Here is a 14533-nt window from a genome sequence, read left to right on the forward strand (position 1 = left end):
CGCGGAGTTTTTTGAGCTAGATTCTGAATTGAGCAACAGAACCTTTCAGGTTTCCAAAACCTGAAAGGTTTGACAAATTTAAAACAGAGAAATTCCCTAGCGATAGTTATCGGGCTTGTGGGAATGGCGATGATAAGGTTCCCCTGCTGATAGATTCTATTGGAATCCTTGAAATCTAAAATGATGAGATTCCCACCGTCGTGGGAATGAAAATAAATATTTTCTATGAGAAAATTAAAAAACAGCGAACTCGACCGATTGAGTTTGGAAGCGTTTAAAGAAACAGAAAAAACGCCCTTAATTATTGTGTTGGATAATATCCGAAGTTTAAATAATATAGGATCGGTGTTTAGAACCAGTGATGCTTTTTTGGTGGAGAAAATATATCTGTGCGGTATTACCGCTACACCTCCGCATAAAGACATTCATAAAACCGCTTTAGGAAGCACCGATACGGTGGACTGGGAATACGTTGAAAACACCATGGATTTAATTGAGCAATTAAAATCTGACAATGTGATTATAGCATCCATTGAACAAGCTGAAAACGCTACCATGCTCAATGATTTCAAACCTCAACCCAATCAAAAATACGCTTTGGTGTTTGGCAATGAAGTGAAAGGCGTGGCTCAAAATGTGGTCAGTGCAAGCGACGTGATCATCGAAATCCCTCAATTTGGAACAAAGCACTCTCTGAACATCTCAGTAAGTTGCGGGATTGTGGTTTGGGACTTGTTTTGTAAGATGGGTGCACGGGGATAGCACAATCATAACAAACATTACCACTTTCACCTCTTCTCGAATTATCATTCCGACGCAGGAGGAATCTCATTATTTATGATATCGCTGGCTCACTCGCATGTGATTCCTCCGCTGTCGGAATGACAAATAAAATCCTAATTTGACTGTTTCAAACAAAACTAAACATCCTTCCCACTAATCTCCTCCAAAATCCATAAATAGTCTTCCCTGTTTTCTACAAAATCAAGATCAGAAATATCAATGATTTTGACATTGAGCTCCGTTTGGTTCTTTAGGAATTCTAAATAGCCAGAATTAATCTTTTCGAGGTAATCGTTTTCGATATTCTGTTCATAGTCGCGGCCACGCTTCTTGATATTCGCTTGTAAACGCTCGGTATTCTGATACAAATACACATACAAATCGGGTTTTGCAATATCTTTATACATCAAATAGAAAAGCTTTCTATAGAGTCTAAATTCATCTTCAGGCAAGGTTATTTTAGAGAAAATCAACGATTTATAAATATCATAATCACTGACCATAAAATCCTTGAATAAATCTAATTGCGATAAATCATCGCTGATTTGCTGGTAACGATCGGCCAAAAATGACATTTCCAAAGTAAAGGCATAACGCTGTGGCTCTTCGTAGAATTTCGGCAAAAAGGGATTATCGGCAAACCTTTCTAAAATCAATTTGGCATTAAAATCGTTTGAAATTTGATTCGCCAAACTCGTTTTTCCCGCACCTATATTTCCTTCTATGGCAATATAATTATGGCTACCAAACCCAAACTGCTTCATGGGGTTTTTTAACCAAATATTAATGGGCTCAATCTCACTGTCGTCTTGGCACGTTTCCAAAAGCTGCAGCACTGACTTCTCAAACTTAGGATGCATTACTTTAGGCGCAATATCATGCAGCGGCTGCAACACAAACTTGCGCTTATGCATTTGAGGATGTGGCGTGGTAATGAATTCGGAATCCATAACCTCATCGTCATAAAAAATAACATCCAGATCAATGGTTCTGGATTCGTAGCCTGTACTGGAATGGCGCGTACGTCCAAGCTCAGTTTCAATAGTCAAAAGCTGTTGCATCACTTCTTCTGCAGAAAAATGAGTTTCAATAAAAATACAGCCATTGTAAAAATCTTCAGTAGATGCATCCTCATCAAAACCTAAAGCAGGCGTATTATACACTCTTGAAAAACTATTAATTTTACCAATACGTCTAAATATAAGATCAACGGCATCTTGCAGATGTTTTAATCTGTCGCCTTTATTACTGCCAAGTGCGATGTAAACTTTATGAGATTCATTCATATGTGATGCCAAAATAAAGAAAACAAAACCACTTTGTAATCTATTTTGACTGAAAAAAACATTTAAAAAGCCCGATAGCAAGTGGAGGTTTACATAACATTTCTTCAAAGCAGACAGACAACAGCCTTAAAATATGGATTATAGTAAATTGAAATTCTTAACACATAACTCTTCATTTTGCTCAAGAACTAAATGTCATTCTTGACAACATTTTTATATCTTGGTCTTTCCATAATTTAAAATCATTTTAGCCTCAAAAATTGCTAAAGTTTTACTTAACTTTAACAGTTGCCATCTATAAAATTATACTTTGCGTATATATTATACCTACTTAACTCTAAGGCTTTCAACTAGTGGAAGCAAAAACTAAATATTCAATGAAGAAGTTTCTAAAAATCACCGGAATTACCTTATTAATTATCATTATCCTCTTAATTGCATTGCCTTTTGTGTTTCAATCGCAAATAAAAGGTATGGTCAAAAATTTCATCAATCAAAATCTCAACGCCAATGTAGAATTTAGCGATGTGAGCTTGAGTTTGTTCAGAAGCTTTCCGAAGGCCCACGTTGAAGTGAGCGATTTGGTCATTACCAATTTTGAGCCTTTTAAGGACGAAACTTTTGTCACTGCAAAAAACATCAACTTTACGATGTCAGTAAAAGAGCTTTTCAAATCGGCTGACGAAGCTATTGTCATTAATTCCATCAACGTCAACGAAGCCCTATTGACCCTAAAAACCGATGCTTTTGGAAATGTCAACTACGACATTGTAAAGAAATCTGAACCTTCGCAAGATACCAAAGACTCTAGTTTTTCTTTCGACATTCAGGATTACAGCATTAAAAACAGCGCTTTGACCTATATTGATATGACTTCCGACCTGCAGTTTTATCTGACCGAATTAAACCATTCAGGAAAAGGAACCTTTTCGGGCGACGTGGGTGAACTGGACACCAAATCGGAAGCCAACGTGAGCCTCACCATGGATAGCACCAATTATTTAAACAATAACCATGTGAAATTAGACGCCCTTATCGACATGGATTTAAGTGCACAGAAATATACCTTCAAAGAAAACAAAGCCCTTATCAACCAATTGCCAATTGAGTTTAATGGATTTGTGCAACTAATAGACGAAGGTCAACTCATTGATATCTCATTCAAAAACATCGGCTCTACGTTTAAAGATTTCTTAGCGGTAATTCCAGCTACCTACTCAAAAGATTTAGATAAAGTAGACACTACAGGTAACTTTGACATCACTGGGATTGTGAAAGGCAAACTGACCGAAACTACCATTCCAACCTTGGACATCAGCATTAAATCGGACAACGCCTCGTTCAAATATCCAGATTTACCTAAACGTGTTGAAAATATCGTCATTGATACCGAAATCAAAAACGACACCGGAATTGCTGCGGACACGTATGTAGCGATCAATACTTTAAATTTTAAAATTGATAGCGACGTTTTCAAATCGTCAGCGTTAATCAAGAATCTTACCGGCAATATGCAAGTGAGCGCTGATGTGGACGGCACTTTAAATCTGGCTAATCTTACCAAAGCCTATCCTTTAGAACTTGACAATGAAATAAGCGGCATCCTAAAAGCGAAACTGCACACTTCATTTGACATGAATGCGATTGAAACAAACGCTTACGACCGCATTAAAGCTTCAGGAAACGCGAACATCACTAACTTGGTGTTTACGTCGGATGCGATGAACCAGCCGCTTCATATTTCAAAAGCAGATATGACTTTTAATCCATCGACCGTGACCTTAAATAGTTTTGACGCGAAAACCGGAAAAAGTGATATTTCAGCCACAGGAACCATTCATAATTTGATTGGCTTTATGATGAGCAAAAAAGTGAATTTAACGGGAGATTTCAAACTCAACTCCAACACTTTGGCGCTGAGCGATTTCATGAGCGAAGAAACAGAATCGACTACGGCAGCAACTTCCAAAAAAGCTGCAACCACGACAAAAGGATTGAAAATCCCGAAATTTTTAGATGCTACCATTACCGCTAACGCCAACACGGTTATTTATGACAATCTTAATCTGAAAAATGTCAAAGGTGTTTTGACCATTAAAGACCAACAAGCGACTATCAATAATTTGAGCTCCAGTTTATTTGATGGCATCTTATCCATGTCTGGAAATGTCAACACCAAATCTGACACACCATCTTTTAGTATCAATTTAGACGTTAATGGTTTTGACATTTCGAAATCCTTTAAAGGTTTAGAGTTGTTACAAAATTTGGCGCCAATAGCCAAAGTACTTCAAGGTAAATTGAACAGTACCATTAAAATTTCAGGAACCTTGGATAAAGAATTTTCTCCAAATCTAAATACTATTTCAGGATCAGCGCTTGCTGAAGTATTGACGACCGATATTGACGAGAAAGCAAGTCCGCTTTTATCAAAACTGGAAGGCGCCTTGAGTTTTATCGATTTTGGAAAATTAGATTTGCACGACTTAAAGGCCCATTTAGAATTTGCCAACGGTAAAGTTCAGGTTAAACCTTTCCACTTGGCCTATAAAGATATCGGCATCACCGTTTCTGGAGCACATGGCTTCGACAAAACCATGACTTATGATGCTGTTTTTAATGTTCCTGCTAAATATTTAGGAAGCGATGTGAACCGTCTTATCGGAAAGATTAATGACAATGAAGTCAATAAACTTTCCATTCCTATATCTGCAAAAATTTTCGGATCGTTTACAGATCCAAAAGTTTCGACAGACTTGACAAGTGGCATAACCAATTTGACCACCCAGCTCATTGAAATCGAAAAGCAAAAATTGATTGGCAAAGGCACCGATAAAATCAAGGATTTATTAAGTGGCGTTTTAGGAGGAACTAACGACAAGACCCAAACTCCCCAAACAACGACCAAAGATTCCACCCATACACAACAAGCTCCTATAAAGAAAGACAGCATCAAAAACAGTGGAGAAGTTATCAAGAATACAATAAAGGATATTTTCAATAAGAATAAGAAGAAAAAAGATACCGTAAATTAACGCAACGTAAACTTCTCAGATTTATCTGAAATTTGAGAAGTTTTCATCTTTTTAATCAAAAATAACCTCAAATTTACAGAAATTCAGCGAATTGCGTTAAAGTAATGTGAAAGCTTTTGGTTTTGTCGTTTATTAAGTTATAATGTAAGATAACTTTTTAAAAACTGAATAGAATAGATGAGGCAATTAAAAATTACGAAGCAGGTTACAAATAGGGAATCTAAATCTCTTGATAAATATCTACAAGATATTAGTAAGCTGTCATTGATTACGGCTGATGAAGAGGTAGAATTAGCACAACGCATTAGAGAAGGCGATCAGGAAGCTTTAGATAAACTGACAACGGCCAATCTCCGTTTTGTGGTATCGGTAGCAAAACAATATCAAAATCAAGGTTTAACCTTACCCGATTTGATTAACGAAGGGAATGCTGGTTTGGTCAAAGCAGCCAAACGTTTTGATGAAACTAGAGGTTTTAAGTTTATTTCCTATGCCGTTTGGTGGATTCGTCAAGCAATTCTTCAAGCTTTAGCCGAACAATCTCGAATAGTTAGATTACCTTTGAACAAAATTGGTTCGATCAATAAGATCAACAAGGCCTTTTCATTTCTAGAGCAAGCACACCAACGTCCACCAAGTGCTGAAGAAATTGCCCAGGAATTGGATTTGACAGTGAAGGATGTTAAAGAGTCCATGAGAAATTCTGGACGCCATGTATCAATGGACGCCCCTCTAAAAGAAGGAGAAACTTCAAGTTTATATGATGTTGTTTCTTATGGCGATTCTCCAAGACCTGATCAGCTTTTAATGACTGAATCTTTAAGTTTGGAAATTGATAGAGCACTCAATACACTTTCTCAAAGAGAAAGTGATGTGATCCGATTGAATTTTGGATTGAGCAATCAACCACCAATGACCTTGGATGAAATTGGAAAAACCTTTGATTTAACCAGAGAACGTGTACGTCAGATACGAGAAAAAGGTATTCGACGATTGAAGCACACCTCAAAAAGTAAAATTTTAAAAACGTATTTGGGATAGTCTTAAATACACTATATACTATAAAAACTATTTATGTTAAGAATCGAAATTAAAGAAGGCGAAAATATTGAACGCGCAATTAAGCGTTATAAACGTAAACACAGAAATGTGAAAGTAATGCAGACTTTAAGAGAAAATCAATATTTCACAAAACCTTCAGTTAAGAACAGGCGCCAAATGCAAAAAGCATCTTATATTCAAGGTCTAAGAGATAAAGAAAACGCATAGTTCTCTTACTATTTAATATAAAAAAATCACGTCATTCCGACGTGATTTTTTTATTTTTCGAGATGTCGTTCTTCCCTACCGATCGGATGATCTTCGTAAAAATCCTTAAAGGTTTTGTTTGTGGTATATTTATCTCTCAATACCTTATACACCATAAACACCACCGAAGCCTCTCCTATACAGGTCACATAAAACACCCAATTTAAGGGTGCATTCATACTGACCATAATGACCAAGGTCACTAATAGAAACGTGGCGAGCGCAACATATAACAGGACTGGTATTTTCATGGTTTCTTGTATTTATAATAGCTATAACGCAATGGCATTCAAAGTGAAACTCAAGCTTCACAAAGAAATTATTTGCCAATCACAAAATTTCGAAAAGTAACAATCTGGTTGGTGCAACTTTGATAAATTTCGAGCAGCTCTGTGCAACAACACCTTACATTAAATTACGAAAAAATGAAGATTTAAGAGAATTTAGAATTGTAAATTAATGTTAATTGGGATTAAGTGAAAAATTGTTGGAAGAAATCTTCAACATTGGCAAGTTATTTCCTCGGAAGATTATGAAAAAAGACAACATAAAAGCTCTTTGCGAACCTTCAAAAAAACTTTGCGAAACTTTGCGTCATAGCCTCCCGTTCGCACCTCAGAAAATTTATTGTCCCAATTAAATATTAACAGTTTTATTTATTGCACAGAAAGTGCTACAACAAATCCTTCGTTAGATCTGATATTGAAAACCGTTTCATCTTCAAAAATGAGATATTGCCCTTTGATCCCTTTTAAAACCCCCTGATAATTGGGTGTTTTCTCCAAATTAAGACTTTTTGGTTTTTCAGGATATTGCAAAACAGGAAACTCAATATTAGTTTCTGTGTTGCTCGCAATAAAATAATCTCGTGCCGCTTCTGGAATGTATTGTTTTAACCGATCGCGCCATTCTACTAAATTCTCGTCAACAATCTCATTTTTCAACATCGTGCGCCAATTGGTTTTATCGGCCACAAAATCCTTTAAGGCGACTTCAGTAACACCCGCCAAATAACGGTTAGGCACTTCAACGATTTCAATCGCTTCATGTGCACCCTGATCAATCCATCGTGTGGGCACTTGCGTTTTTCGAGTCACGCCTACCTTGACATTACTGGAATTTGCCAAATACACAATATGCGGCTGCAACTGCACCTTTTTTTCATATTCTAAATCGCGATCTTCTTGATCTAAATGTGCTGTACTTAACTCTGGTCGCATGATCCAATCGGCCGCTTGTGGGATGTCAAAAAAACAGCTTTTACAAAAGCCTTGTCTGTAAATAGCTTTGTATAATGAACAGTTGAGACATTGGTAGCCAACAAATTGAATCGTGATCGTTTTATTCAATAGTTGATTCATATTAATGAAATCATTTTCAAAAACAAGATAATATTGAATAGGTTGTGAAAACTCAGTTGCCATTTTGGTTAAGACCCCTTGATACGTCATTTATTTAAAAATTTATTTAGAAGATTGTATTTAAAAAAAGTGTTATTTTTAGTCTTTAAAGATACTACAAATATGTCAATCCCATTAGTTAATTCAATTGCTTCATGGTTCTTGAAAAAGCGATTCCATCAAATTGATTTGTTTTTAAAGTACCCTAATGAAGTACAGAATGAATTGCTCCAGGACTTATTGACCACGGCAAAAGACACTGAAATAGGCAAAATGTATGATTTTGCGAGCATTACTAACTACCAAACCTTTGCCGAGCGGATTCCTATCTCAACTTATGAAGAAAATCAGATCAATATTGAAAGATCCCGAAAGGGCGAAAACAATATTTTCTGGCCATCACCGATCAAGTGGTTTGCAAAATCAAGCGGCACGACAAATGCGAAAAGCAAATTCATTCCCGTGAGCTCTGAATCTCTAGAAGACTGTCATTATGCCGCAAGCAAGGATTTATTGTGCATGTACCTCAACAATAATGAAAATTCACAATTGTTTACAGGAAAAAGCCTCAGGCTTGGTGGAAGCAAAGAACTCTACAAAGAAAATGGCACTGTCTTTGGCGACTTATCCGCCATCCTCATTGATAATATGCCCTTCTGGGCCGAATTTAGCAGCACCCCAAGCAGTAAAGTCTCTTTGATGAGCGATTGGGAACATAAAATGCAAGCCATCGTTAATGAGACCATAAATGAGAACGTTACAAGTCTGGCAGGAGTACCTTCGTGGATGTTGGTACTTTTGAACAATGTCTTGGAAACTACCAACAAGAAAGATATTTTTGATATTTGGCCAAATCTGGAAGTTTATTTCCACGGCGGCGTCAGCTTTTTACCTTATGTAGATCAGTACAAAGCCATTTTGCCCAGAAAGGATTTTAGGTATTATGAAATTTATAATGCGTCTGAAGGCTTTTTCGCCATTCAGGATCAGAACAGCTCAAGTGAGCTTTTGCTCATGTTAGATTATGGCATTTTTTATGAATTCATTCCGATGGATGCTTATGGCACGCCTGAGCAGCGCATCATTCCGTTAGCAGAAGTTGAAAAACACAAAAACTACGCGGTGGTCATCACGACCAATGCGGGACTTTGGCGCTATAAGATTGGAGACACCATTCGCTTTACCTCCTTACAGCCGTATCGCATTAAGGTCAGCGGACGAACCAAACATCATATTAATGTATTTGGAGAAGAACTGATCATTGAAAATGCGGAAGACGCCCTAAAGAAAGTATGTAAAAAAACAAACTCTCAAATTGTTGATTATACCGCGGCACCCATTTTTATGAGTGGCAAAGAAAAAGGTGCTCATGAATGGCTGATAGAATTCAAAACACCTCCAGAAGACATCAATTATTTTAATGAACTGCTCGATAACGCTCTAAAATCCCTAAACTCTGATTATGAGGCGAAACGGTACAATAACATCACGCTCAACAGTCCGAAAATTCAGTTGGCAAGACCGCAATTATTTTATGATTGGTTAAAGCAGCAAGACAAATTGGGCGGACAACACAAGGTGCCACGGCTCTCCAACACGCGGCAATATATGGACGCCCTACTGAAGTTAAATGTGTAAGGCCGTTTAGCGCAGAAAATGACAAATTTTATTTTTATAACGAAAATAAAGTAGGCTTTATCTAAAAACAAGGCGTGTCGTTTTTATCTCTCAAATAAGCTATTATATTTACAGTAAAGCAATCAATATAGCACCTTAAAATGTGCACTATTGAATAAAGAAGCAAAACAATAGTCCTCTGTTGTAAATATATTTAAAGCATTGTTTTTGCAATATTAGTTTTTAAATCCAAAAAAAAGAAACCACCCTGAAATAGAGTGGTTTTTGCTTTTATATAGGTTCAAAACTTTTAAGACACCGCTTTTAAGCGTTTCAATGTGGTTTTATCCAATTTATCTTCAGCATATTCCTTGGTAACGTGAAGTTTCTTTTCATTGCCACTTGGCAATTCAAACATCGCATCCGTTAAGATTTCTTCACAAAGTGATCGCAAACCTCTAGCGCCCAATTTATACTCAATCGCTCTACCCACAATAAAATCTAAAGCACCATCTGTAATGGTAAACTTAATGTCATCCATTTCAAAGAGTTTTTTATACTGTTTGATGATGGCGTTTTTTGGTTCCGTTAAAATCGCTCTTAATGTTTCAGCATCTAAAGGATCCATATAACTCAACACTGGCAAACGACCAATGATTTCAGGAATCAATCCGAAATCCTTTAAGTCTTTTGGGATGATATATTGGAGTAAATTATCTTTATCGATGACGTCACCTTGAGTTGCCGCTTTGTAGCCAATAGCCGCCATATTCAGACGTTTTGAGATAATGCGATCAATCCCATCAAAGGCACCACCAGCGATAAACAAAATATGTTCGGTATTAACTTCGATGAATTTTTGATCAGGATGCTTACGACCTCCTTTTGGCGGGACATTAACAACTGTACCTTCCAATAATTTCAATAAGCCCTGCTGAACACCTTCTCCCGAAACATCCCGGGTAATGGATGGATTATCACTCTTACGAGCAATCTTATCGATTTCATCAATGAAAACAATACCCTTTTCGGCTTTTTCAAGATTATAATCAGCAGCCTGTAACAAACGTGTCAATATACTTTCCACATCCTCGCCTACATAACCAGCTTCGGTCAATACCGTTGCATCCACAATGGCCAAAGGCACATTGAGCATTTTTGCAATGGTTTTTGCCATTAAGGTTTTTCCAGTTCCGGTTTGACCCACCATGACGATATTGCTCTTTTGGATTTCAATATCATCTTTGCTTGCCGGTTGCAACAAACGCTTATAATGGTTATAAACCGCAACAGACATCACTCTTTTTGTATAATCCTGACCTATGATATATTCATCAAGAAACTTCTTGATTTCCATAGGCTTCTTAAGCATCAATTCCGAGGACAACTCGGCGTTGTCACTTTGCTTTGATTCTTCTAAAACAATCCCATGGGCCTGCTCAATACATCTGTCACATATATGTGCATCTAACCCTGCGATCAGTAAATTGGTTTCCGGCTTTTTCCTACCACAAAACGAACATTCTAATACTTCCTTTGCCATAACTCTTTTAATTCTAAATTTTAAATCTCAAATCCGATTGCTATAAATCCTTTGAAATTATATTTTTTTAGTACCCGTTAAAACTTCATCGATCATACCGTATTCCTTGGCCATTTCAGCTTTCATCCAGTAATCTCTATCACTATCTTCATACACCTTTTCATAATCCTGACCGGTGTGCTTACTGATAATGTTGTAAAGTTCTTTTTTTAGGGTGACTATTTCTCTAGCGGTAATTTCTATATCACTCGCTTGACCTTGCGCACCACCTAGCGGTTGGTGAATCATGACACGAGAGTGCGTTAATCCACTGCGCTTTCCTTTAGCTCCCGCACATAATAAAACAGCACCCATTGAGGCTGCCATCCCTGTACAAATTGTTGCTACATCAGGTTTGATCAACTGCATAGTATCATAAATACCAAGACCAGCATATACACTACCTCCTGGAGAGTTGATATATATTTGAATGTCTTTTGAGGCATCCGTACTTTCCAAGAACAACAATTGCGCCTGGATTATATTAGCCACTTGGTCATTGATGCCAGTGCCCATAAAAATAATACGATCCATCATCAGTCTAGAAAAAACGTCCATTGAAACTGCATTCATTTGACGTTCTTCGATAATATTGGGCGTCAAACCAACAGGATACATACTGTTCATGATTTGATTATAATAAGTACTACTAATGCCTTGATCTTTTATTGCGAATTTTTCAAATTCTTTTCCGTAATTCATAAGTATTTTTTAGTTCTTAAATTCATTAAAACCCCAAAATCCTTGGGATATCTTGATGACTATTAAGTAGTCAAAAAAAAGCGTAAAACCTAACAGTTTTACGCTCTAAATATAACGATTTAAATTATAATTATTAGCTGTAAAACTCTTTTACGAAATCATCATAAGTAATTTCTTTAACTTTATGATTCGTTTCTTTTTTGTAAAGCTCCAATAAATTTTGGCTCATCAATTGCTCTGACAAACGTTTCACTTCGTCTCTATTAGACAAAATACGTGCCGCAATATCTTCCAATTCTTTATCTTGTGGATCCATTTGACCAAATTGCGCCATTTGTACTTTGATCATGTCCTTAGCAAAAGTCTTTAAATCGTCAAACGTAACCTGTAGATTGTATTTTTCAATCAATTTACCTTCGATTAACTGGTAGCGCATGCTTTTTTCAGAATTTTCGTATTCTTCTTTAGCCTGATCTACGGTCAACTCATCTTCTCCGGCAGTTTGCATCCATTTTTGCAGGAACGCTGCTGGAAGGTCAAATTTTGTATGCTCAACCAAATACTCAGTAACATCATTCAAGAACTTCTGATCGCCTTGTTGTCCAAACTGCTTTTCTGAATCTTCCTTGATTTTTGTTTTCAAATCCGTTACTGAAGTCACGACGTCTTTACCAAACAATTTATCAAACAACTCTTGATCCAAGTCGGCCAATTCTCTTTTGTTGACTTCTTCAATAGTCAAAGAAACCTCAACATCCAATCCATGGGCATCATCATGAGCCACTTTTAAAAACTTCATTAAGTCATGGTCGTCATTGAACAAGCCTTTAGTTTTCAAAGTCACCACATCGCCAACCTTAGCTCCGATTAAAGATTTTTCAGCAGTTTTGCTTTTGATCTTATCTAAAGTAAAAGTCGCTTTATTATTGATTTCTTTTTCCTCGTTTGCAAAAACACCAGTAATTTCAGAATCTTTTGAAACCGCATCTTCAGAAACCAATTTACCATATTGCTTTTGGATGTGCTCGACCTGACCGTCGATCATTTTGTCATCAGCAACAATGGTGTATTGAGTGATTGGAGTTTTTCCTTTAAGTTCTACCTCAAATTTTGGCGCCAAGCCCAATTCAAATTCAAATGAAAAAGAATCCGCATCCCAATCTAAATCATCTTGAGATTTTGGTAATGGACTGCCCAAAACATCCAATTTCTCTTCAGTCATATACTTCTTAAGAGCGTCCTGTAAAAGTTTATTGACTTCATCAACCAATACCGCTTTTCCATATTGCTTCTTAACCATTCCCATTGGTACATGTCCTTTTCTGAATCCAGGAATGTTAGCTGATTTACGGTAATCCGTAAGAATTTTTTCTACTTTATCGCTATAGTCTTCCTTAACGATATCTACTTTTACAACAGCATTTAATGCGTCAATGTCTTCTCTTGTAATATTCATATTGTAATTAATATAGCCTAATGGCGTTTTATCTTTTTATCTATCAAAACCCTGCTAACAGGCAGAATTCGTTCCACTTATGCTTTCCATTTCTTTCTAAAATGAACCAAAAAACGCATGATTCACTCATCAAAAATGGGGATGCAAAAGTACATATTTTTTAAATCCAATCAAAGTTTTTAAACAGTTGATTTATAGACTGCTCTTAGTCCTTGTCCATGAGAGAATATAGGATGGATTGCAAAAACGATAAGAGCAAGCTAAACAGCAATGCCGTCCAGAATCCACTAACGGCAAAACCGCTCATAAAGTTGGCTGCCAAAAGAATGATGACCGCATTGATTACTAAAAGAAATAAACCTAAAGTAATAATGGTAATAGGCAAGGTTAAAATAACCAAGATCGGTTTGACGAAAGCATCTAGCACCGCCAATAGAATGGCCAGAATAATGGCCGATGTAAATCCGTCAGCAAGTTGTACTCCAGGAAGGAACTTTGCTATAATGACCACGGCAAGCGCGCTTAAAAGTAATTTGAGAATTAAATTCATGTCGGTTTTAATATTGGTTTAGATTAAAAATATCAAATGCACTATTATTTGCCTAAAAAATTGCTAACCTCTGTATAAAAGTCGGCTGGATTTTCAGCATGCAACCAATGCCCCGCATTGGAGATTGTAACGATTTTTGATTTCGGAAAATGGGCATGGATCAAACTTTCGTCTTGAAGCGAAATATATTCTGACCGATCGCCGCGTAAAAATAACGTGTCGTTTTCAAATTTGACGTGCATTGGCAAAGGCTCGCCAACCTCACTGGACAGTTCTTTCAAAACCTCAAGATTCATGCGTAAGGCAAGCACACCTTTTTCTTTCCAATATAAGTTTTTAAGTAAGAACTGTCGGATTCCAAGAGTTGATACATATTTACTTAACACCTCATCGGCCTCGCCTCTACTTTTAAGCGTTTGAAAATCTAATGCTGACAACCCATTTAGAATGTCGTCGTGATGCGCCGGATAATAGCGTGGCGAAATATCTGCAACGATCAATTTTGAAACGAGTTCAGGATATTCCACTGCAAACAACATCGCCGTTTTTCCGCCCATGGAATGTCCCAAAAGCACAAAATCTTTTAATTGATGTTCATCACAATACTGTTTTAAATCGGCAACCATGACTTCATAGTTAAATTCGTCACTATGAAAACTTCGTCCATGATTACGCTGGTCAATAAGATGCACTTCGTAACCTTCCTCACTGAATTTTGTGCCGATGGTTTTCCAATTGTCACTCATCCCCAAAAATCCATGGAGAAAAATAAAGGGTTGGCCTTCGCCTAAAATATTTGAAAAAAGATGCATGA

Annotated in this window: 13 protein-coding genes; 5 read left to right on the forward strand and 8 right to left on the reverse strand. The window is 36.9% G+C overall.

From position 1 onward, the window contains the following. Positions 1 to 225 precede the first annotated feature (225 nt). Positions 226 to 762 carry an RNA methyltransferase gene (locus ACOH2D_RS07680; protein WP_449534879.1) on the forward strand — a complete coding sequence of 179 codons (537 nt, stop codon included), beginning with the start codon at positions 226 to 228 and terminating at the stop codon, positions 760 to 762. Between the two features lie 158 nt (positions 763 to 920). On the opposite strand, the gene folK is transcribed toward ACOH2D_RS07680, so the two are convergent. After that, on the reverse strand, positions 921 to 2069 hold the full coding sequence (folK, locus tag ACOH2D_RS07685; RefSeq protein ID WP_449534880.1) for a 2-amino-4-hydroxy-6-hydroxymethyldihydropteridine diphosphokinase: 1149 nt from the start codon (positions 2067 to 2069) through the stop codon (positions 921 to 923). Between the two features lie 377 nt (positions 2070 to 2446). Between folK and ACOH2D_RS07690 the strand changes: the two genes are divergently transcribed. The 3 genes from ACOH2D_RS07690 (at position 2447) to rpsU (ending at position 6373) form a co-directional block, all read left to right on the forward strand. Continuing rightward, positions 2447 to 5104 (forward strand): AsmA family protein, encoded by a 2658-nt coding sequence (locus ACOH2D_RS07690; protein ID WP_449534881.1) that lies wholly within the window; start codon positions 2447 to 2449, stop codon positions 5102 to 5104. 177 nt (positions 5105 to 5281) lie between these two features. After that, positions 5282 to 6145: a sigma-70 family RNA polymerase sigma factor gene (locus ACOH2D_RS07695; RefSeq protein WP_348034773.1), complete on the forward strand. Its 864-nt coding sequence runs from the start codon at positions 5282 to 5284 to the stop codon at positions 6143 to 6145. Between the two features lie 33 nt (positions 6146 to 6178). After that, on the forward strand, positions 6179 to 6373 hold the full coding sequence (gene rpsU, locus ACOH2D_RS07700; RefSeq protein ID WP_348034772.1) for a 30S ribosomal protein S21: 195 nt from the start codon (positions 6179 to 6181) through the stop codon (positions 6371 to 6373). Between the two features lie 50 nt (positions 6374 to 6423). On the opposite strand, the gene ACOH2D_RS07705 is transcribed toward rpsU, so the two are convergent. After that, the gene (locus ACOH2D_RS07705; RefSeq protein WP_449534882.1) at positions 6424 to 6663 is read right to left on the reverse strand and encodes a hypothetical protein; all 240 of its coding nucleotides are present in this window, start codon (positions 6661 to 6663) and stop codon (positions 6424 to 6426) included. Positions 6664 to 7068: 405 nt separating this feature from the next. Continuing rightward, the gene (locus tag ACOH2D_RS07710) at positions 7069 to 7863 is read right to left on the reverse strand and encodes a DUF2797 domain-containing protein (protein WP_348034770.1); all 795 of its coding nucleotides are present in this window, start codon (positions 7861 to 7863) and stop codon (positions 7069 to 7071) included. Between the two features lie 72 nt (positions 7864 to 7935). On the opposite strand from ACOH2D_RS07710, the gene ACOH2D_RS07715 reads away from it, so the two are divergent. Next, positions 7936 to 9450, forward strand: coding sequence for a GH3 auxin-responsive promoter family protein (locus ACOH2D_RS07715; protein ID WP_449534883.1), 1515 nt, complete (start codon positions 7936 to 7938; stop codon positions 9448 to 9450). Positions 9451 to 9739: 289 nt separating this feature from the next. Here ACOH2D_RS07715 and clpX read toward each other — a convergent pair whose 3' ends face one another. The 5 genes from clpX to ACOH2D_RS07740 form a co-directional block, all read right to left on the reverse strand. Continuing rightward, on the reverse strand, positions 9740 to 10972 hold the full coding sequence (gene clpX, locus ACOH2D_RS07720) for an ATP-dependent Clp protease ATP-binding subunit ClpX (RefSeq protein WP_348034768.1): 1233 nt from the start codon (positions 10970 to 10972) through the stop codon (positions 9740 to 9742). Positions 10973 to 11029: 57 nt separating this feature from the next. Beyond that, positions 11030 to 11713 carry an ATP-dependent Clp endopeptidase proteolytic subunit ClpP gene (clpP, locus tag ACOH2D_RS07725; protein WP_348034767.1) on the reverse strand — a complete coding sequence of 228 codons (684 nt, stop codon included), beginning with the start codon at positions 11711 to 11713 and terminating at the stop codon, positions 11030 to 11032. 133 nt (positions 11714 to 11846) lie between these two features. Continuing rightward, positions 11847 to 13169: a trigger factor gene (tig, locus tag ACOH2D_RS07730; protein ID WP_348034766.1), complete on the reverse strand. Its 1323-nt coding sequence runs from the start codon at positions 13167 to 13169 to the stop codon at positions 11847 to 11849. Between the two features lie 205 nt (positions 13170 to 13374). Beyond that, entirely contained in the window at positions 13375 to 13719 is a 345-nt protein-coding gene (locus tag ACOH2D_RS07735) for a phage holin family protein (RefSeq protein WP_449534884.1), read from the reverse strand. Positions 13720 to 13763: 44 nt separating this feature from the next. After that, a complete protein-coding gene (locus tag ACOH2D_RS07740) occupies positions 13764 to 14531 on the reverse strand; it encodes an alpha/beta fold hydrolase (protein ID WP_449534885.1) in 768 nt (255 codons plus the stop codon). Positions 14532 to 14533 lie beyond the last annotated feature (2 nt).

The sequence above is a fragment of the Gelidibacter sp. genome (assembly GCF_053579655.1).

What these genes read in the sequence shown, in the direction of transcription:
- tig (WP_348034766.1), bottom strand. Translation starts at nt 13,169, where the DNA reads ATGAATATTACAAGAGAAGACATTGACGCATTAAATGCTGTTGTAAAA.
- clpP (WP_348034767.1), bottom strand. Translation starts at nt 11,713, where the DNA reads ATGAATTACGGAAAAGAATTTGAAAAATTCGCAATAAAAGATCAAGGC.
- rpsU (WP_348034772.1), top strand. Translation starts at nt 6,179, where the DNA reads ATGTTAAGAATCGAAATTAAAGAAGGCGAAAATATTGAACGCGCAATT.
- ACOH2D_RS07710 (WP_348034770.1), bottom strand. Translation starts at nt 7,863, where the DNA reads ATGACGTATCAAGGGGTCTTAACCAAAATGGCAACTGAGTTTTCACAA.
- ACOH2D_RS07705 (WP_449534882.1), bottom strand. Translation starts at nt 6,663, where the DNA reads ATGAAAATACCAGTCCTGTTATATGTTGCGCTCGCCACGTTTCTATTA.
- ACOH2D_RS07715 (WP_449534883.1), top strand. Translation starts at nt 7,936, where the DNA reads ATGTCAATCCCATTAGTTAATTCAATTGCTTCATGGTTCTTGAAAAAG.
- folK (WP_449534880.1), bottom strand. Translation starts at nt 2,069, where the DNA reads ATGAATGAATCTCATAAAGTTTACATCGCACTTGGCAGTAATAAAGGC.
- clpX (WP_348034768.1), bottom strand. Translation starts at nt 10,972, where the DNA reads ATGGCAAAGGAAGTATTAGAATGTTCGTTTTGTGGTAGGAAAAAGCCG.
- ACOH2D_RS07690 (WP_449534881.1), top strand. Translation starts at nt 2,447, where the DNA reads ATGAAGAAGTTTCTAAAAATCACCGGAATTACCTTATTAATTATCATT.
- ACOH2D_RS07735 (WP_449534884.1), bottom strand. Translation starts at nt 13,719, where the DNA reads ATGAATTTAATTCTCAAATTACTTTTAAGCGCGCTTGCCGTGGTCATT.
- ACOH2D_RS07695 (WP_348034773.1), top strand. Translation starts at nt 5,282, where the DNA reads ATGAGGCAATTAAAAATTACGAAGCAGGTTACAAATAGGGAATCTAAA.
- ACOH2D_RS07740 (WP_449534885.1), bottom strand. Translation starts at nt 14,531, where the DNA reads ATGCATCTTTTTTCAAATATTTTAGGCGAAGGCCAACCCTTTATTTTT.
- ACOH2D_RS07680 (WP_449534879.1), top strand. Translation starts at nt 226, where the DNA reads ATGAGAAAATTAAAAAACAGCGAACTCGACCGATTGAGTTTGGAAGCG.